Origin of the sequence: Williamsia sp. 1135 (assembly GCF_002095395.1) — a bacterium.
In the GTDB taxonomy this organism is placed as follows: domain Bacteria; phylum Actinomycetota; class Actinomycetes; order Mycobacteriales; family Mycobacteriaceae; genus Williamsia.
Genome location: NZ_MJEI01000100.1, coordinates 1 through 18,138 on the forward strand (window position 1 = coordinate 1; position 18,138 = coordinate 18,138).

At 64.1% G+C, this 18,138-nt stretch carries 17 protein-coding genes; 6 read left to right on the top strand and 11 right to left on the bottom strand.

All coding sequences use genetic code 11. From position 1 onward, the window contains the following. Positions 1–204 precede the first annotated feature (204 nt). Positions 205–510, top strand: a complete 306-nt coding sequence (locus tag BFL43_RS18725; protein WP_143695404.1) for a hypothetical protein — start codon at positions 205–207, stop codon at positions 508–510. Beyond that, a complete protein-coding gene (locus BFL43_RS18730) occupies positions 503–784 on the top strand; it encodes a hypothetical protein (RefSeq protein WP_084894003.1) in 282 nt (93 codons plus the stop codon). The genes BFL43_RS18725 and BFL43_RS18730 overlap by 8 nt, the downstream gene beginning before the upstream one ends. Positions 785–809: 25 nt before the next feature. Here the strand turns inward: BFL43_RS18730 and BFL43_RS18735 are convergent, their stop codons facing one another. Further along, the gene (locus BFL43_RS18735) at positions 810–1,706 is read right to left on the bottom strand and encodes an RNA-binding domain-containing protein (protein ID WP_206186710.1); all 897 of its coding nucleotides are present in this window, start codon (positions 1,704–1,706) and stop codon (positions 810–812) included. A 124-nt stretch (positions 1,707–1,830) separates the two neighbouring features. On the opposite strand from BFL43_RS18735, the gene BFL43_RS18740 reads away from it, so the two are divergent. Together BFL43_RS18740 and BFL43_RS18745 are read left to right on the top strand one after the other, a co-directional pair. Next, the gene (locus tag BFL43_RS18740; RefSeq protein ID WP_084894141.1) at positions 1,831–3,027 is read left to right on the top strand and encodes a DUF6745 domain-containing protein; all 1,197 of its coding nucleotides are present in this window, start codon (positions 1,831–1,833) and stop codon (positions 3,025–3,027) included. 41 nt (positions 3,028–3,068) lie between these two features. Further along, the gene (locus tag BFL43_RS18745) at positions 3,069–3,554 is read left to right on the top strand and encodes a hypothetical protein (RefSeq protein ID WP_084894142.1); all 486 of its coding nucleotides are present in this window, start codon (positions 3,069–3,071) and stop codon (positions 3,552–3,554) included. Here the strand turns inward: BFL43_RS18745 and BFL43_RS18750 are convergent. The 3 genes from BFL43_RS18750 to BFL43_RS18760 form a co-directional block, all read right to left on the bottom strand. Next, complete coding sequence (locus BFL43_RS18750; protein WP_084894004.1) at positions 3,539–4,198, bottom strand: PadR family transcriptional regulator; 660 nt, start codon at positions 4,196–4,198, stop codon at positions 3,539–3,541. The two genes, BFL43_RS18745 and BFL43_RS18750, sit on opposite strands and share 16 nt — an antisense overlap. A gap of 115 nt (positions 4,199–4,313) precedes the next feature. Beyond that, a complete protein-coding gene (locus tag BFL43_RS18755; RefSeq protein ID WP_084894005.1) occupies positions 4,314–5,657 on the bottom strand; it encodes a serine hydrolase domain-containing protein in 1,344 nt (447 codons plus the stop codon). Positions 5,658–5,721: 64 nt separating this feature from the next. Then, on the bottom strand, positions 5,722–7,356 hold the full coding sequence (locus BFL43_RS18760) for a serine hydrolase (protein ID WP_084894006.1): 1,635 nt from the start codon (positions 7,354–7,356) through the stop codon (positions 5,722–5,724). Positions 7,357–7,505: 149 nt separating this feature from the next. Between BFL43_RS18760 and BFL43_RS18765 the strand changes: the two genes are divergently transcribed. Next, a complete protein-coding gene (locus BFL43_RS18765; protein ID WP_240498351.1) occupies positions 7,506–9,182 on the top strand; it encodes a D-alanyl-D-alanine carboxypeptidase in 1,677 nt (558 codons plus the stop codon). 107 nt (positions 9,183–9,289) lie between these two features. Here BFL43_RS18765 and BFL43_RS18770 read toward each other — a convergent pair whose 3' ends face one another. The 7 genes from BFL43_RS18770 to BFL43_RS18800 form a co-directional block, all read right to left on the bottom strand. Further along, on the bottom strand, positions 9,290–10,240 hold the full coding sequence (locus BFL43_RS18770) for a DUF808 domain-containing protein (protein WP_084894008.1): 951 nt from the start codon (positions 10,238–10,240) through the stop codon (positions 9,290–9,292). Positions 10,241–10,434: 194 nt separating this feature from the next. Then, positions 10,435–12,447, bottom strand: a complete 2,013-nt coding sequence (locus BFL43_RS18775) for a hypothetical protein (RefSeq protein WP_084894009.1) — start codon at positions 12,445–12,447, stop codon at positions 10,435–10,437. A 115-nt stretch (positions 12,448–12,562) separates the two neighbouring features. After that, a complete protein-coding gene (locus BFL43_RS18780) occupies positions 12,563–13,066 on the bottom strand; it encodes a hypothetical protein (protein WP_084894010.1) in 504 nt (167 codons plus the stop codon). 67 nt (positions 13,067–13,133) lie between these two features. Then, complete coding sequence (locus tag BFL43_RS18785; RefSeq protein WP_084894011.1) at positions 13,134–13,970, bottom strand: class I SAM-dependent methyltransferase; 837 nt, start codon at positions 13,968–13,970, stop codon at positions 13,134–13,136. 109 nt (positions 13,971–14,079) lie between these two features. Next, complete coding sequence (locus BFL43_RS18790; RefSeq protein WP_084894012.1) at positions 14,080–16,092, bottom strand: oligopeptide transporter, OPT family; 2,013 nt, start codon at positions 16,090–16,092, stop codon at positions 14,080–14,082. 175 nt (positions 16,093–16,267) lie between these two features. After that, positions 16,268–16,495 (bottom strand): hypothetical protein, encoded by a 228-nt coding sequence (locus tag BFL43_RS18795; RefSeq protein WP_084894013.1) that lies wholly within the window; start codon positions 16,493–16,495, stop codon positions 16,268–16,270. A 41-nt stretch (positions 16,496–16,536) separates the two neighbouring features. After that, positions 16,537–17,157, bottom strand: a complete 621-nt coding sequence (locus tag BFL43_RS18800; protein ID WP_084894014.1) for a hypothetical protein — start codon at positions 17,155–17,157, stop codon at positions 16,537–16,539. 129 nt (positions 17,158–17,286) lie between these two features. Between BFL43_RS18800 and BFL43_RS18805 the strand changes: the two genes are divergently transcribed. Beyond that, positions 17,287–18,120, top strand: coding sequence for a hypothetical protein (locus BFL43_RS18805; protein WP_143695405.1), 834 nt, complete (start codon positions 17,287–17,289; stop codon positions 18,118–18,120). The last annotated feature ends 18 nt before the right edge of the window (positions 18,121–18,138 follow it).

The window sequence follows — 18,138 nt, forward strand, 5'->3', positions numbered from 1 at the left end:
CCCGCCAAGCTCAGCTCGGCGTGTTGAATCAAGGACCGGATCCACCGTTATTCAGACAGTCCCCCCATCACCGGGAGAAGTGCCTAGAGTGCCGGGAGGTGGACAAATCCCGGTTCCGCCGAGTGGCTATGTTCCGGCAGCACCGCCGGATCGTGTCGACTTGGGTAATCCCGCACATCCTCCGGTGGTTGCCGGGGTGCCAGGATGAGACCGCCTGATGAGAATGCAGCCACAGCCGAAAGCGGTTGGGTAGCGCCGACCTGGGTGATTGTTATCGGCGGCAGCTTTCTCTGCGTCGTGCTCGCGCAGCTGAACCGGGCGTTCCTGACCGGGTCGGGCAGATCGAATTGGGTTGTGTCGCTTCTCTTTCTTTCAGCCATTGCAGGGTCGGCGCTGGCAGCGATGACCGTGGTCCAAACGAGAACTACTCGCCGTTCTCTGGTGATCGTGGTGTCTCTGTGTGCCGCCTTCGCTGCGCTTTACCTCGTCTCGGTGTGGATCTATGCCTGAAGGGCGGACTGGCGCGAACCCCGACCGCTGGTACGGCCCGGAAAGCGTGTACGCCGCAGCCGCGATGTTCGTCGCGAGCGTGTCGAGTGTCCTTATCGTGCCGGGATTGGTGATCCTGGCCGGATTTCTCGCCCTGATCAGCGGATTGGTGATGGTGCCGTTAGGAGGGCGGCAACGGCGGATTGCCACGGGATTGCTGGCCGGATTGTTGATCATCCCGCTGACCGTTCTGATGTGGTACCCGGCCGAAGTCATACGCGGCTTTGTGACCTGAACGAGCGCGTCGGCACCGCCGCTGTCTACCGGTCCGCCGAGAACCTGACCGCCGCCCGAATCTGCGCCGCAACAGATCGTCCAGCCCCCAGCGGCCACCGGTGCATCACATATTCAGCGGCCTGGTCGACACTGAGCTGGCGGCTCGAATTGCCGGTGCGGAGCCAGAACTCGGTGGTTGCGTTCTTCGTCGCCGGCTTCAGATAGACCGGCCGCGGCGACGGCGGACAGGTGACCCGGCAAACCTGCCGGTCTCCGTCATCAGTAGGCATTGCCTCGATCGCAACACCGACGATGGCCGCGGTGCTCTGACCCAGCGTCGTGGTCAACAGGTCGCGGAGCCAGAGCTCGAAGCGGTCGGCGTCGGGGTGCCGCAGAGTGTTGAAGTCGGGATCCAAACCCAGCGGCGTGCCGTCGTCGTCGACACCGATGAGCAGGTTGCCGCCGTCGCCGTTGAGGAACGCCGAGACGGTCTTGACGATGACCTGCTCCATCTTGGCGTCGCGCTCGCCTGTGTGGAGGTTGACCCGTGCCGTCGACTTGAACTCCACCTGGGATGACTCGCCCGCAGCCATCAGCGAGGCGACGGTTGCATGTTCCGACTTCTGGAAATGTGCGGCGATGGCGGCGTACGCGGCGACGCTGAGCACCGAGCTGGCGAGCGCGAGCACCACGGTCAGGACGCTCCACACCTTCAGATCCGGATCGATGGCACCGGCGATGAACAAGCCGACCGCGGAGCCGAGGATCGACAGGAACATCCCGGTGGTGGCGTTCAACCTGGCGCGATGTCGCACCAGCCAGCGGGCAACCGAGCTGAATCCCCACGCCAGCACCAGCACGATCACCAACGCGACAGCGGTTGCCCACACAGGGGTGGCGATGTGGAGCGTGGTGTCGATCGGAGCGTTGGACTGTTGCACGGTGGACAGTATCCCTGAGTCGCACCGGAGTGCTGCGAAGACACTCGTACCCCTTGCGATCTTCGTCCGCGCCTGTCACTCTGGGGAACATGACAACAGGAAAGGCGGATTCCGCCACCACCGCGTGAGCGCCGCATTCAGGTCCCCGATTCTCGGGGCCGATGAGTTCTTCGAGTTCGATTCTGATCATCACCGCACCATCGCTGCCGTCCACGCGGAGTGGCTCGCTGCTGCGCTGGCCACCGGACCGAGTGACCGAACCACTGCGGAAGCTGCTGTCTCACAGCTGTATCGACTGGCCGGACACCCAGAACCCGAGTTCGTATGGGTGCCATCACCGCCCGCGGCGTCGGCGCTGATCTCGACCAACGGGCTCTCCGCTGGCGGCCCCTTCTTCACCGGCGATCGTCAATCGGCCCACGCCGGCATCGCGGCGGTCATCAACGCGTCGAAGCGTCGCATGGAAGCTCGTATCAACCCGCCACAGCCAGAACGGCGACGACCAGGGTGGTGGCCACCGCCACCTCTGGAAGAAGAGTCCGGACCGAGAGCGCACGCACGTCAAGAGATCCGGAGTCCGCTGAAGACAACGGTGACTGACGGAATCGCCGTAGGAATCCGCAGGATCACGCCGGCGACCGCCGGCTACGTCACCTGGTACGGACAGCACGAAGCGCCGTGGCTCGCGCACTACGACGGATGTCGCCGGCTCGGCCTCGTCGGATATTCACCCGCGGACGTGAATATCCTTGAGATACACTGCGCGATAGCTGATTCCACGGGTTGGTGGTGGCCGTTCGACACGGTCTGCGTGATGGCCGAACGGCCCATCGCGCTGCACACCGAACCGACTCCAGACGCCCGTTATGGCCAACGCCGACTGCATCACCCGGAGAACCCGGCGATCGAATTCCCGGATGGCCAGAGCGTATACGCCGTGCACGGCACGATCATTCCCGAGTGGGTGATCACCGCCCCGACCGTCGAACGCATCAACCGCGAACGCAACGTCGAGATCCGACGCAGCGCCATCGAGCGCATCGGCTGGGAGGCCTATATTGCCGAGTCCGAACTGAAGCTGATCGATCAGACCGATGATCCAGGCAACGACGCGGGGACCTTGGCGCTGTATGCGACCCCGCCGACTGTACGGCCGCACGGGCGAATTCTGCTCGTCCTTAATGGTTCTCGAGAACGCGACGGCACCCGCCGTCGCTACGGACTCCCGGTGCCCGATGGCACATCCTCAGCCCTCGACGCCGCCGGCTGGACCTACGGCATCACAGGAACCGACTATGCGCGACTCGTGCGACGCACGTGAACCGCATATCCCTCATACCAACACAACCCAAGGTGACCACCATGAACTCCACCATGACCCTGTCCGACCTCACTGCTTACACGGGCCTCGACGTTTTCGACTACTTGGACAAAGAGGTGTCGATCCCGGTGGTCGACGGCCTACAAGCCCAAGGCGATCTCCTCGTCGTCCCCGCAGACCTGCTTCCGATGGTCATGGCATTCACGGATGCACGCCCTGAGCAGGTGCCGCGATCGGGAATTGAGTTGCTGCGCAGCGCAGCCGGAGGCAATCCGCACAGCCTTGTCGCCGAAGAGGGGCACTGCACGTGGACGTCGCATCTCTTCGACCCCCGACGTCTCGCGCTCGGCATCGTCGAGACCGAAGTGATTGCGTACCTGATCCACCCTGAGCACGGCGCCACCGGTTTGGCACCCGGGCGCTACGTGATCGGCCGGCAGCGGGAATTCGACATGAGCATCCCGCAGACGAGGTATCGCGCGATCGCCAACCTCTCCACAACGGGTGCGCGCTACGTCGCAGACTGATCCTCGTCCTGCCCGTACTCCTTGATGATGTCTTCGAGAATGTCTTGGATGCGCTCGGCGTGGGTTGTGGCGGGGGTGACGGTGTCGGGCCAGTCCTCGACTTCGTCCAGCATCCAGTCGACCCACGAGATGATGTGGGTGAAGTGCCCGACCATGTACTTCGCGGACATCGCCAGCACGTGCTGACGCCCGGGGAAGGAGCCGGCGCCGGGGGTCTTGATCAGCCGGGCGTTGGCGACGAACACCTGGCGTTTCATCTCGGCTTGGGCGCGCACGGTGCGCAGGGTGTTGCGGAGGTCGTCGATGGACCCGAGGTCGGCCACGCAGACCCGCAGTAGCCCTTCGAACTCCATGGTCGAGGCCTTGGTCTCGGTAGCCATCCACTCGGTGAGTGCGGCGCGACCCTCGGGCGTGATCGAGTAGATGGTCCTGCTGCGCTGGGTTCCGGTGGGTTCGGTACGGGCCGTCACCAGACCGCGTTCCACCAGCTTCTTGGGAGCGTTGTACCGCTGGCGGTCGGCCCGCGGGACGATCTCGGACATTCCGCGGCCGATCTGCTCGGCCACCTCGTACGCCGACCAGTCCCGCGGCGCCAGAATGCCCAGGATGGCGTACGACATCGTGTTGAGGTCGCCTTGTGGCACAGCAACCTCACTTCCTAAAACTGCGACAACATGAATGCGGCCGACAGTTTAACAACGAGGATGGTGGGTGCCCGACAGGGCGTCGGGCACCCACTCACCACTGGTTGAACAGGTACTATCCGCCGCTGGTGTCTTCGGCGACCTCGTCGACGTCACTCGCGGTGTCTGGGGCCGGAACGTTGTAGACGAACGGGACGAGTGCGTTGGCTACTTTCGCGGCCGCGGCATTTCCGTCGATGGTGGGTGCGAGGTTGGCCCACACCACCATCGTCACGTCGTTGGCCGGGTCGTAACCCATGAACGAGTTGTAGCCGGGCATCTCGCCGATGTGCCCGTACATCGGACCCATCTGGGCGATCCCGTATCCGTAGCCTGCGCCGCCCGGCTTGTCCGGATCAGTCGGCTGCACGCTGTCGATCCGCAGCTTCTGCGTCGCCTCGTTCAGCAGTTCGCCGTCACCCATGGCCTTGACCCAGGTGGCGAGGTCGTTCGCGGTCGCGATGCCCTGGCCGGCCGACCACGTCCACGACGGGTTGTCGTTGGTGGTCACGCGCGGCTTCACGGTGCCGGCCTCGATGGCCGCTATCCGCTCCGGGGACAGTGCCGGCTCGTTGAGTGTCTCGATGTTGCCGCTGTAGGAGTAGCCGCTGGCGTAGGGCGCGGGGATGGACGTGTCGGTGTTGGCGGGGAACGAGCTGCCCGACATGTTCAGCTTGCTGAAAAACCGATCCTGGAAGATCTGGGCGATCGGTTTGCCGTCGAGCTGTTCGGCGATGAGCCCCAGCAACACGGTGTTGGTGTTGGAGTAGTGGTAACCGCCCCCCGGTGGGAAATACGGCGGATTGGCGAACGCGAGCCCCAGCAACTGCTCGGGGGTCCAGACCTTCTGGGGATCGTTGTCGAGGGCCTCGTTGAGGGTGACGGTCTCGGTGTAGTTGTACAGCCCGCTACGCATGTTCAACAGCTGGCCGACGGTGATGTTCTCGCCGTTGGGGACGTCGGGCCGGTACTTGCTGACCGGGTCGTCGACGGAGATCTTGCCTTCCTCGACGAGCTGCATGATGGCGGTGCCGGTCCAGGTCTTGGTATTCGAGCCGATGCGCACCTTCGTGTCGAGGTTGGGTGCGTCTTTCGAGTCACTGGATACGGTGCCGAACGACTTGACGTACTCGCCTTGCGGGGTGCGGATCAGGACCATCATCCCGATCTCACGGTATTCGGTGGCCATGTCGTCGACGAGCTTGTCCATGGCGGCGGTGTCGAAGGGCACGAGCGCGCCGGATGACGAGCCGCCCGAACTCGGTGGTGTGCTGGAGGCCGACGACGAACTGTCCGACGAATCGTCGGAGCACGCGGTGGCGACCAGCGCCGCTGACAGCAGCACGGCCAGTGCCGTCGGTCCGACGCGTCGTGGTCGACGCCGCCGCTCTGCTCGCGGCAGTGCTTCTACTGGTGACATGATCTCGCTCCTCGTGGTGGTGGCGCTGACGGTGCTGCGAGTGTCTGCACAGCTGTCTTCGGTTCTATTGCGGTGCTCGGGTGAAGGTTCCGAGCCCGTCTTTGTCGAGGTACTCGATGGTCAGGGAACTGGCGGGCCCGGCCCCGGTGAACTCGACACCTGTTGGACCTGCGGAGTTTTCGCCGATCGGCTCGAACCAATACGTGTCGCCCTGGTAGTGGGTGAGCGGGTAACTCTGTTGTAGATCCCGGCCGATCTTGATGACCAGGTTGTCGCCCTCGGCGACCACCTCCGCCGGTCCATAGAACGGGCTGGTGTACATCCCGGTGTAGTCGGTGGCCGCTCGGGCGGGTGCGGCATCAGCCGGTGGGTTGGCGTAGTCGACGTCGGAGCGTCCCGATGCGATGATCATCGAGAACTGTTCGGCGATGAACGGCGCCCAATCCACGGTCAGCTCGCCGTTGTTCACGTAGTCGAGGAACTGTGCGGTGATCGTCTCCGCCACCCCGACCGGCGCCGTGTTGGCGAGCACGACGATCCCGAGTTGTTCGCTGGGCAACATTTTGACGTCGGTGCTGGCACCGAGCGCGAACGCGCCCGCGTGGCCGATCTGCACCCGGCCGTGCGCGTCGGTGTCGACGTTGAATCCGATGCCGTAGAAGCTGTCTCGCGCACCGGGGGTGGTGGATGGGTGGGAGAACGAATGGGCTTGGTGGGTGAACTGCAGTTCCTTGGCGTCGACGATCTGCTGCCCGTTGAACATGCCATCGGCCAGTTCCATCTGGACCCACTTGGCCATGTCGTCGACCGACGACATCGCGCCGCCGGCAGGAGCCTGCTCTGCGGGGGTGCTGACCAAATCCGCCGCCCAGGTCTTGGCGTCAGGGTCGAGCTGTTGATGGTTGAACGCGCGGTTGGGGGAGTTGAGCCACTCGTCGTACCGGGAGGTGGTGTTGTCCATCCCGAGCGGTTCGTAGATCGCCTGTTTCGACAGGTCCGCCCAGGACATTCCCGAGGCGTTGGCCGCGGCATTGCCGGCAATCGAGAAGCCGTAGTTGGTGTAGTCGTAGTGGTCGCGGAAGCGGTACAGCGGAACCTGATTGAGCCTGCTGATCGTCTCGGGATACGTATAGCCGAGATCCTCGAGCAGATCGCCGGCGTGGTCGGGCAGGCCGGAGCGATGTGACATCAGATCGGTGTAGGTCGCGTTGGCGGTGACGTACGGGTCGGAGACGGCGAATCCCGGCTCGAACGTCTTCACCGGGTCGTCCCAGTTGATCTTTCCGTCGCCGACGACGGTCGCCACCACGCTCGAGGCCACCGGCTTCGACACCGACGCGAGCTGGAACATGGTGCTGGTGTCGACCTTGCCGGGCTCGTCGACCTTCTTGACGCCGAATCCCTTGGCGTAGAGAACTTCACCCTCGTAGACCACCGCGACCGCAACGCCGGGGGCGCCGGTGTCGGCCATGATCTTCTCGACCTGGCCGTCGAGCTGGTCGACCGCAGCGTCCACTCCGGCTCGGTCGATCTGCGGGGCCGGTACCTGGGGAGGAACCTCGGCGAGTGAGGTCGAGGAGTCGCTGGACGGGGTGCTGCACGCCGACAGAACGAGGGTGAGCGCAGTTCCGAAAGCCAGTGCGGCGTGGGCATATAGCCGTGTTCGTCGGTGGGGAGTGGATGTGTGTGCAGTGACCATGGTGCTCCATCAGGCGGTTCCCGCGGTCTGTCGCGGGGTAGGACAGCGGCGGCCTGCGCTCGGCCGGGCTGTTACTTTGACCATAACCCTTTGTATTGCAAAATGCAGTATGCAATTTGCAGCTACTTTGGTAACTTAGTCTGGCTACGATGTCCGCTTTGGTGACCACCGCCGCGGCGCTGCGTCGACCGACAACGAGAAATTGGTGCGTCATGCCAGGACGAGATCGACCACAGCGTGCAATCAGGGCGGCGCTCGCGATCGCGACGGTGTCGGGCTTGCTGCTCACCGCCGCTTGCTCGGGCGACTCGTCGGACACGTCTGAACCGACGGGCACCCAGGGGCAGGCGATACCGGCCGATGCGGCCACGATCATGGACACCGACCCGTACACGGCGGCACGGTGGTCGTACCTGGTGGTCGACCCGGAGACCGACGAGGTCATCTACAGCAACCAGGCCGACACGTTCATGTTCTTGGCGTCGCAGACCAAACACTTCACTGTCGGAACGGTGTTCAACGATCTCGGCGTCGACCGGAAGATCACCACCCCCGTCTACGCGACGACGGCGCCGGTGAACGGGACCCTGACCGGCGACCTGGTGCTCGTCGGATCCGGCGACCTGGCGCTCGGCGGTCGCAACGCCGATCAGGGCAAGTTCGACTTCGCCACCGACGGCATCGATCACGTCTACGCCGACGCCCTCCCCGGCGCGGTGCTGGCGCCGGGTAACCCGCTGGCCGGTCTAGACGCCATGGCCGAACAGGTTGCGGCAGCGGGAGTTACCCGCGTCGATGGTGACGTGCTCGTCGACCCGCGGCTGTGGGAAACCTACGACACCGTCGAAGGTCTGGTGCCGTCGATCTTCGTCAACGACAACCTCGTCGACATCCAGGCCCAACCCGGCGAGCCCGGACAGCCGGCCACGATCCAGATGCTGCCGGGCAACGGCCTGTTCACCATCGACAATCAGGTGACCACCGGCGCCTCCGACAGCGACTCGACTCTCAAGGTTGCTGCCGACGACGCCAACCCCACGCTGCTGCACGTGACCGGGTCGGTCCCGGCGGGCAAGACCTCGCTGACCGTCTACCGCATCACCGACGCCTCGAGCTGGGCACGCCAGCTGTTCGTCGAAGCGTTGCAGCGCAAGGGCATCACGGTCAGCTCCACGTCGACGTCGAACAACGAAGCTGCGCTGCCGGCCAAGGACAGCTACCAGGAGGGCCAGCGGCTGGCGTCCCTCGAGTCGGCGCCGCTCGGTGAATCGGGCGGCATGATCCTGGCGACCAGCTACAACACCGGTGCCAACACCTTCGTGTGCCTGCTGGCGGTGGAGGCCGGTTCTGATCAGTGCGCAGACGGACTGCCGGCGATCCGTGACCTGTCGGCGAAGGCGGGCGTTCCGGCATCGGACTTCGTGATCATGGACGGGCAGGGCGGCGACCCGTCGTCGGCGACTCCCGCTGCCGTGATCACCTGGCTGGAGTGGGTCAGCGAGCAGCCATGGGCCGACACGTTCTGGAGCGGCCAGCCCATCCTCGGTGAACGTGGATCGCTGTCGGGTGTCGGTGTCGACAGCCCGGCCAAGGGCAAGGTGATCGGTAAGACGTCAACCTCCGCCGACGTCGAGCCAGGGACCGAACGGCTCGTCGTCACGACGCAGGGTCTGTCCGGCTACCTCGATGTCGGTGACGGAAAGCGACTGCTGTTCGTCGTCGCCACCAGCAACGCGGTCTTCCCTGACCTGCCGCGCGGGGTGTTCCAGGTCGGCGACGACGTCGGCATGGTCGCCGCGGCGTTCCAGCAGGCGCAGCAGAAGTAACCGTCTCTGCAAACCCACCCGTTCCGGTCAAACCCACGGGTCTGCGGGTCGTGGGTTTGACCAGAACGGGTGGGTTTGTGGTCGATGGTGCGCGCCGGACGGCTGACTCAGTGCGCGGCTTCGGTCTTCTTCTTGCGCTTCGGGATCACGTGCATGATCGCCACGATGATGGCACCCAGGATCAAGCCGACGACCGCTGAGGCGGTGGTGCCGAGAATCCAGGAGAGCACTCCGCCGAACCAGCCGTGGACGAGTTCCTTGCCCCAGTGTTCGAGGTGGTGGAGTTGATCGGCGGGCCAGTGGAAGCCGGCCTCACCGAGGTTGACGAGCAGGATGTGCCCGCCCACCCAGAGCATGGCCGCGATGCCGACGATGGTGAGCACATTCATCAGTTTGGGCATCGCCGAGACGAGACCGCGGCCGACTTTCTGGCTGAGCGTCGACTTCCTCTTCGCCAGCGCCAGGCCGATATCGTCCATCTTCACGATCAGAGCCACGACGCCGTACACCAACGCGGTGATGAGGAACGCGACGGCGATGAGCACCAGCAGGCGGGTGACGAAGGGTTCTTCCTCGACCGAGGACAGCGAGATGATCATGATCTCGGCCGAGAGGATCAGGTCGGTGCGGATGGCCCCGCTGACCATGGTCTTCTCGAACGCCGGTCCGCGCTCGGTGGGTTCTTCGGCAGCAGCGTGGCCACCGCCGAGCGCTTCGTAGACCTTCTCGGCGCCCTCGTAGCAGAGGAACGCGCCACCGACGATCAGCAGGTACGGCAGAGCTCCCGGCAGGAACTGGCTCAGCAACATGGCCACCGGCAGGATGATCAGCAGCTTGTTGCGAATCGATCCGACCGCGATCTTCCAGATGATCGGCAGTTCCCGGTCGGGGGAGAAACCGTGGACGTAGCGAGGGGTGACCGCGGCGTCGTCGACGACCACACCCGTCGCCTTCACGCTCGCCTTGCCCGCAGCGGCGGCGACGTCGTCGAGGGTTGCCGCAGCAGCCCGCGTGATCGCGGCGACGTCATCAAGCAGTGCTACGAGACCACCAGCCATTGCAGACGCTCCTCAGATCGACGGGTTTGTGTTCAGAACAGTATGTCGTGGTTGTCCGGATGGCGAGGCTTGGCGTCCCGGGCCAGGTACGGCCAAATGCTCCACTTCCAGGGATGCGCTCCGGTTCCAGGGTTCTGGAAGTGGAGCATCTCTCTGGAAGTGGAGCAGATTTGGCCTCCCGCGTCAGATTGTCGTCACGACTCGTCGGGCGTCGCCGATTCTGTTGTCGGCACCGTCGTTGTCACCACTGTTGTGGTGGACGTCGGAGCATCCTCGACGGGCTCGTCGGCGCGTGTCGTCGACGTCGCGGGGACCTTGACCTTGGTGGTGCTGGTCGTGGTCGAGGTGACCGGCGCGCTGCGTTTGTTGATCTCTGCAGGAGCCGATGCCGTTGTCGGAGCGTCGTTGTCGGTCGTGGGCTGCTCGTCCGAGCCGGTCAGGCCGCCGACCAGATCGCCGACCTGGCGGATATCGCCGGGCAGGGTCACCGTGGACGCGTAGTTCCGCAACGTGTGCGCGATGTCGAAAGGCTTGTCCAGCGTGAGGGTTCCGAGGCCGAACGGGTTGTCGACGTGGATCAAGCTGACCTTGGGCAGCAGACCGCGGTCGGCATCGTCGACGATTCGCTCGATTTCTGGCAGCCCCAGGTAGTTCGGCCGCTCCTGTCCGTTGACGGTGACGGCGGGGAACAGCACCATCCGGTGGCCCAGCCACTCGATGGTCACCGGATTGCGTAGCCCGTAATCGCTGGTCAGGTATGCAGCGGTGACGGTCTTGGTGACCTGCTCCATCACCGGGTCGCCGTTCTCGTCGACCACCGGCACGCCGTCCTCGCCGATGACCTGCCGTTCCTCGGCCACCGTCGTCACGTCCTGGGTGAACCGAACGAAGTCCTTGGCGAACTTCAGGCGACCCTCTTCAGAGGTGAGGTTCTCCATCAGCGAGTCCATGAACGGAGTCGATTCGGAGCTGCCGGTGAGCTGCTTGAGAAGAGCGTCGTTGCCGAGGACCAGTGAGGTGACGTCGGTCAGTGCGTACTGCGTCTGCCGACTCTCACCGACGACGGGTGCCCGCAGGTCCTGGTAGGTGTCGAACGTGCCGAGGACATTGCTGCACGACCCGAGCCCCTCCGCGGTCGCCTGCGCGACGAGGCCGAAGCAGCTGACCTCCTTGAGTGCAGGCAGTTGCACGCCTTCGATGGTGTCGATCAGCTCGCCGGCATCCTCACCGGCCAAGCCCAGCAGGCCGGACTTTTCCAGGTTGGTGAAGTCGAGTTCTTTACCGAACCAGGTGAGCTTGACCTGATCGGTGTCCATGTTCAGCGCGTTGGCCATTCCGAGGTAGGAGTACGACGTCGAGCTCCGTCCGTCGCTCGCGCCGGCAGTGGCGATGCTCAGGTCGTTTCCGGTCTCGGCCTTGGCGTTTCCGCCCGTCATGGCGAGCGCGAAATGGATGCCGGAGCCCGCGATGGTTGCACTGCCTTCCGGCTCGGCTGCGCCGGGGAGCGTGATCGGCTTGGCGTAGTCGTACTTGGTACCGGTCAGGTACTCGGCGACCTTGAGGGCTTCGGTGCGCTTCTTGAGGTTGACGTCGTAGGTGCGGTTGCGCCAGCTTCCGAAGAGGCACGTGTTACCGATGACGACGCCGCTGCTGCACTCGCGCACGGTCTGCATGTCGACCGCGAGCGAAGCATCAGCTTGGACCTGCGCGTACGTCTTGTATTTGCCCAGGCTGAGCGGGTTGACCGCGCCGCCCCAGGGGTCGATTGCGGCGGCACTCACGATCTCGATGAGGTTGCGGTCGCCGAACAGTGGGAGGGCCACTGTCATCGACTCGGCGGCGGTGCCGACCTCGATTGAACCGGGCAACACGACGGCGACGCCGGTGCCGGTGGACTGGCTGCAGTCGACGACAGCTTTCGGTGGTGCCGCCGGATCGGTGACCGGCGTCGAGCCCTCAGGGCCCACGCACTGGGTGATGTACTGCTGCAGGATCTCGTTGTCGAGGAGCTCGGTGATCTGCCCGATGTCCAAGTCTTCCAGCGGGTTGGCCGCCGCCTGGGTTCCGCTCCCGACTCCGAACAGCCCGACGCCGAGCAAGACGGTCGCGGCCATGGCGCCGGCCGCTGTCCTGGTGCGCCGCATCCCGCGGGGGTTGTTGCTGTCCTGTCGCTCATCCCGCGCGCGACGTCGCCTGCTACCGATCACTGGGTCGTACTCCTCAATCCTGTTGGGTATCGAAGAGTTGATCGCGACGGTCAAGACTTTAGTTACACAACGTACAAAACAGACATAGTGTGATGGTGGTCACTCCCCCCCGAAGTCAAAGGTCGAAGGTGCTCCAGGCGATAAGGGCTCTGCCGGATTCGCAATCGGGGATCACGTAAAGGTGGCGGGCATTGCCGCCCTCGCCGGCGTGGTCGCTGGCTGCATAGCCGGTGAGGATGGTGCCGACCTCTTCGACGCAATCGTGTTCGACCGGTTCGCAACCCGACGACGGGCCGAAAGTTGTCGGATCCAGCGTTTTGACCATATGAGTGGCGGTATAGCTGCGCCACTGCGCATTCGGCGGCAAGAACGTCAGGGTCGAACACCCGCCTTGGATGCGGATCCGGTCGTACGACGCCGAAATCTCCGTCGCCTCATCCGGTACTCCGGCCATGGACTCTTGTGCGGCATCGCGAACAGTCCTTGGCAGGTCGTGGTGCTCCCAAGTGGCGACGAAACCGAGAGCGATCGCAGCGACCACCAGAAGTCCGGCCGGGATGAGGAAGAATTTCCGTGTGTAGAACGGGCGGTCGGATGCGTCGGGCGGTGATGCTGTCATTCTGCTGTGCCCCTCGCCGCTTCGTTGCTGTCCAGTGTTGGACGCGTGAGGCATGCCGCCGGTTCCGTCAGGCCTGGGCGCTGACCAGCCAGCACGCGGCGGTGTAGCGCACATCCGGTCCGTCGGTGAAGGAGGTGAGCGCCTCCGACAGCCTGTCGAGCACGTGGGCTCGAGTCGCGTCGTCCACCGCGGGCAGCTGAACACCCACCCGGCCGAACGTCGTGATGTAACGCAGCATGTCGTCGGTGGGCAGGCTCAACTCGACGTCGATCGGTTCGATGGTGATGTCGCGCCAGCCTGCCGCGTGGAGGATCGGGGAGACGAGGTCGGGGTCGGCGAACGCGAATTGACCGGGTGTCGTCGGAACGCTGGGCGGCCGCGGCGGCAGCTCTGGCAAGAGTTCTGCAGTCGCGCTCTCGGCGGACACCATGATGTCGCCGTCTTCGGGGTTGCGCCACACGATCATTCGTAGGGTTGCGCCGCCGCTGGAGGCTTGATGTAGGTTGCGGAACGCAGTGTCCGGGTCGCCGAAGAACATCACCCCGAAACGCGAGAGGATGGTGTCGAATGGGGCGCCCGCGAACTGGTGGGTCTGCACGTCAGCGACGAGGAACTGCGCGGACGCCCCTTCGGCGGAGGCGCGCTCCCGGGCGACAGCGATCATGGGGTCGGAGATGTCGACCCCTACCGCCTGGCCGGTGATGGCTCGGCTCGCCGCCAAAGTTGTGCTCCCCGTGCCACATCCGACGTCGAGAAGGCGGCTGCCCGAGATCCCGTCGACCAGGAGGTCCTCAAAGGGCCGGTACAACCGATCGAGTAGGTCTTGGTGGTCGATCCACGACCGCCCGGACGGGCCGTTCCAGCGCGCGGCTTGCTCGGCAGCGATCTGCTCATGCTGACCCATGGCCACCTCCTGCGTCGAATCTGCTCCACTTTCGGGAATCTGCTCCGCTTCCAGTGCGCTAGAAGTGGAGCGGATTCCTGGAAGTGGAGCAGATCGTGGCTGAGCAGACCTACGACTTCGTCAGGTCCGCCGGCTCGTCCTCGACCGGCCGGTTCGCGATCTGTTGTGTCTTCTTGTACAGCCAGGCGATCACGAGAACGAAGAGGATGACACCGAGGTACTCGGACGTCTGCAGGAAGTTGTCGCCGACGACGGCCAGCGGACTGTCATCGCCTGTCGCCGCGACGATGCCGGCGAACAACACCCCGAACAAACTCTCACCGACGATCAAACCGGTGGCCAGCAGGATGCCCATCCGCTTCTTGCGTTCGACGTCGCCACCAGAGCGATCGGCCCATTTGTTGTAGAAGACACCGAGGATGGCGCCGATCGGGATGACCAGCGTCAGTGAGATCGGTAGGTACATACCCATTCCCACGGCCAGCGGAGGGAGCCGGAATCTGCTCGTCGACCGCGTCAGCACTTCGTCGACGATGATGATGCCGACGCCGATGAGAGCGCCGACACCGATGAGGTTCCAGTCGAGGTCGCCGCCGAACACGCCTTTCGCCAGCGACGAGATCAACGCCGCCTGCGGTGCGGCCAGTGCGTCGTCGGTGGCTCCGGGGGCACCGACGAACCCGAACGCCGTCTGCATCAGCTGCAGGATGGGCGGGATCACGGCCGACCCGAAGATGACACCGATGATCAACGCCACCTGCTGTTTCCACGGCGTCGCACCCACGAGTTGACCGGTCTTGAGGTCCTGCAGGTTGTCGTTGGAGATGGTCGCGACGCCGAAGATCACCGCGGACACGAACAACGTAAAGGCAATGAGCGCAGTGTTTTGCGCGTCGGTGGCGTCGCCGTACACCATCTTGATGAGCAAGGCGGCGATGAGCACCACCAGGATGCCGACACCGGAGATCGGGCTGTTGGACGAGCCGATGAGGCCGGCCATGTAACCGCAGACGGCCGCGACGACGAGTCCGATCACGAACACCAAGATGATGCTGACGGCGATGATGCCGGTGGCTGTGCCGTGAAGTGCGGTGTTGTGCACGAAGTCCCAGAGCAGCAGCCCGATCGGGACGAGTGCGACGATGATCACCAGGCCGACGTACTGGATCGGGATGTCCTGCTCGGTGATGTCGACGGATTTGCCGTCCTTGCGCGACCGCGCCGACACCATCGCGTTCTTGATGCCCTTGATGATGGGGCCGATGATCTTCAGCAGCGTCCAGATCGCGGCGACGGCGATAGCGCCGGCGCCGACGAAGCGCACGTCCGCGGAGAAGATGCTGCTGACGCCGTCGAGGAGGTCTTCTCCGGCGGGGAGGGCGCCGTTGGTCTGGATGGGCAGGATGATGCCGAACGAGATGATCAGGCCGACCAGCATGGCGATGCCGACGGTGAGGCCGACCAGGTGTCCGACGCCGATCAGAGCCAGCGACAGGCTGGCACCCCACATCGTTCCGCCCGCGCCGATCTTGATCGCCCCGGCGAGTGAGTTGCTGATGACCTTGAGTGCCGCCAGCAGCGAGTAGGCCGCGGCGACGACAGAGCCGATCAGGATGATCCGCAGGCCGCCCTTGTTCTCGTTGGCGCCGGTGGTGGTGTCGCCGACGCGCAAGACCTCGGCGGCCGCGACGCCTTCGGGGTAGGGCAGATCAGATCCCGTGACCAGCGCCCGGCGCAGGGGGATCGAGTACATGACGCCGAGGATGCCGCCGATGGCGCAGACGGCCACCGTGATCCAATACGGGAATCCGGTCCACCAGCCGACCATGATGAGGCCTGGCAGCACGAAGATGATGGCCGAGAGGGTGCCTGCCGCAGACGCAATGGTCTGGACGATGTTGTTCTCGACGATCGAGTGATTCTTGAAATACCGCAGAATGCTCATCGAGATGACCGCGGCAGGAATGGCCGTGGCGAACGTCAGACCGACTTTGAGGCCGAGATACACATTCGCGGCGGTGAACACCAGGGTGATCAGACCGCCGAGGATGACCCCGCGCAGGGTCAGCTCCCGTAGACCGGGTGCCCTCTTGTCCACCTTGACCGAACCGTCTGTGGTCATTGCGATTACCCCTCACCCCGAACGGGACCGATACGAGTGCCGTCGGGATCCGGCGGTTGTTGACTTCGATTACTTTAGGACCCACCCGTCACACCGCGCATCAATTCGACCCGCTGGCCGTGTCGACGCAGGTGAAATCGGACATTTCCGTGTGAGAAGCCAACTTACGGCGGCATCAATGCGGATTGTGGGTGCTGCTCAAGATCGCGACGACCACTCCGGCGATGACCAACACCGTGACTACCGCAGCCATGATCACCGCCAATCGACGTCGGTGCTTGGCCGCAGCGTTGATGCCGACTCCGATACCGATCAGGATCGCTGCGGAATACAGCGAGATCCCGAGGGTCAGTGCCTCCGGTGAGATGTCCAGGCCGGCGGCGAGGGGTGGAGCTGTGCTCATGGAATCAGTAGATCATTGGGGTGCCCTCCGCTGAAGGGCCGCTACTGGGTGTCGCGTGATGCAGCGCGAATCGCGTGTGGAAGCCCGGCGTAGTCGACTTCAGAAGGCTTGACCCGACGTCGCAGACTGTTGAGAGTGATTGTCTTTTGCTCGCCGAGCGCGACGTTGATGTCAGTGGTCGGGGCGACGAGAAAGAGCCACTGGGCCAAGTCGAGCGGATTGGCATGTCGACGTTCGGTGGTGTTGAAGACGCAGAAGACATAAACGTCTGCTTCCCGGCGGCGCGCCTCCGAATACGAGTTGGTCTCCGCGAACCACGCGGTGGCTGGGCTGACCCCGAACGAGATTGCGGACGGCGATTTTTGTTGCCAGGACTGTAGATATCCCGCCGACTTCACCTCGATTCGTAGCCCGTCCGGCGTGACAAGGTCGAAGGCGTCCCATTCGCGCCGGACATCGTCCACGCAGCCCAACGCCAGACCGACGATGAACTCCGCCAACACCCCACGGGTGGCATTGCTGAGCAGGTCCGAGGTCGACCATTCCCAGAAATCCTGGATCGTGCCGGGGGAGGGTCGTCCTCGCTGGATGAACGGGCTGTCGGGCTGTCTTCTACGAGGTGGCTCGTAGGTACCGCTGAAAGAGTCGTCGGTGGCGCTCACCGGACCGAGCTTAAGTTCCCTGGCCGAGGATTTGCACGGATTGTCGGTACGGTGCAAATCACGGGCCTTCTATGCGCTTCAGACTACCCAGGGCAGTTGTCTCCGCCGGAATCGAAAGGGGTCCAGTCGATGGCAAAACAGGTGATGCGCGGATGCAGGGGTGGAGTTCATTCACTCGCCGATGAAGTGGTCGCTGTATCTGGGAAGGTCACGTTCTACGACGGAAGGGTTGTTCGGTCCGAGTGTGCAAGGCTCATCGAGCAGAACGGCGCGACGTTCACCGCCGACTTCTCTTCGTACGTCACCCTGCTGGTACAAGGTGACCTGTCCAACCAGCGGGTCACCGATCCGGACAACGAGTTCAGCAAGAAGCTACGCGACGCGTACGAACGGCGGCTTCAGGGCGAGCACGTCCACGTAGTCAGCGACCGCGGCTTCGAAGACTTGGTCAATGGATTCTCGGCTGACTGTTTGTCGTTGTCGAAGTCTGAGCTGGGGGGAGTCTTCTCGCCACCCGAACGCGGTGACGACATACTCGGCCGCCGCCTCAAACCTCGAAAGCCTTCGACGCATGATCCGGTGGCACTGACCGCTGACCTCGCGGCTCTCGACAGAGGGACTGCCGCGCACATTGACACGTTGCGGCTCCTCGCGACCTTTTTGCTTGACTATGACGTCCAGACTCACGATCCGATGCCTGGCGCGCCGCTGTTCGATGCCGGCTGGATTTGGTGCCGCGACATCTACATCGCGGAAGTGAAGAGTCTCGGCGCGGGCGTGGCCGCGGAGACGCAGCAGATCCGGCTGGGTCTGGGACAACTTCTCGATTATTCGTACCAATTAGATAAGGCCGTCCAGCCGGTACTAGTACTCGAGCGGCCTCCCTCCGACTCGCGCTGGCAACATGTTTGCGAGTCCGTCGGAGTAATCCTTACGTATCCGCCCTTGTTCTCGGGGATATGAAGCCTTGGCCCGTGGAGC

Bases quoted from the DNA above. Each gene is read 5' to 3' on its own strand.
- BFL43_RS18725 (WP_143695404.1), top strand. From the start codon at position 205: ATGAGACCGCCTGATGAGAATGCAGCCACAGCCGAAAGCGGTTGGGTA.
- BFL43_RS18730 (WP_084894003.1), top strand. From the start codon at position 503: ATGCCTGAAGGGCGGACTGGCGCGAACCCCGACCGCTGGTACGGCCCG.
- BFL43_RS18745 (WP_084894142.1), top strand. From the start codon at position 3,069: ATGAACTCCACCATGACCCTGTCCGACCTCACTGCTTACACGGGCCTC.
- BFL43_RS18755 (WP_084894005.1), bottom strand. From the start codon at position 5,657: ATGTCACCAGTAGAAGCACTGCCGCGAGCAGAGCGGCGGCGTCGACCA.
- BFL43_RS18760 (WP_084894006.1), bottom strand. From the start codon at position 7,356: ATGGTCACTGCACACACATCCACTCCCCACCGACGAACACGGCTATAT.
- BFL43_RS18765 (WP_240498351.1), top strand. From the start codon at position 7,506: ATGTCCGCTTTGGTGACCACCGCCGCGGCGCTGCGTCGACCGACAACG.
- BFL43_RS18770 (WP_084894008.1), bottom strand. From the start codon at position 10,240: ATGGCTGGTGGTCTCGTAGCACTGCTTGATGACGTCGCCGCGATCACG.
- BFL43_RS18780 (WP_084894010.1), bottom strand. From the start codon at position 13,066: ATGACAGCATCACCGCCCGACGCATCCGACCGCCCGTTCTACACACGG.
- BFL43_RS18785 (WP_084894011.1), bottom strand. From the start codon at position 13,970: ATGGGTCAGCATGAGCAGATCGCTGCCGAGCAAGCCGCGCGCTGGAAC.
- BFL43_RS18790 (WP_084894012.1), bottom strand. From the start codon at position 16,092: ATGACCACAGACGGTTCGGTCAAGGTGGACAAGAGGGCACCCGGTCTA.
- BFL43_RS18795 (WP_084894013.1), bottom strand. From the start codon at position 16,495: ATGAGCACAGCTCCACCCCTCGCCGCCGGCCTGGACATCTCACCGGAG.
- BFL43_RS18805 (WP_143695405.1), top strand. From the start codon at position 17,287: ATGGCAAAACAGGTGATGCGCGGATGCAGGGGTGGAGTTCATTCACTC.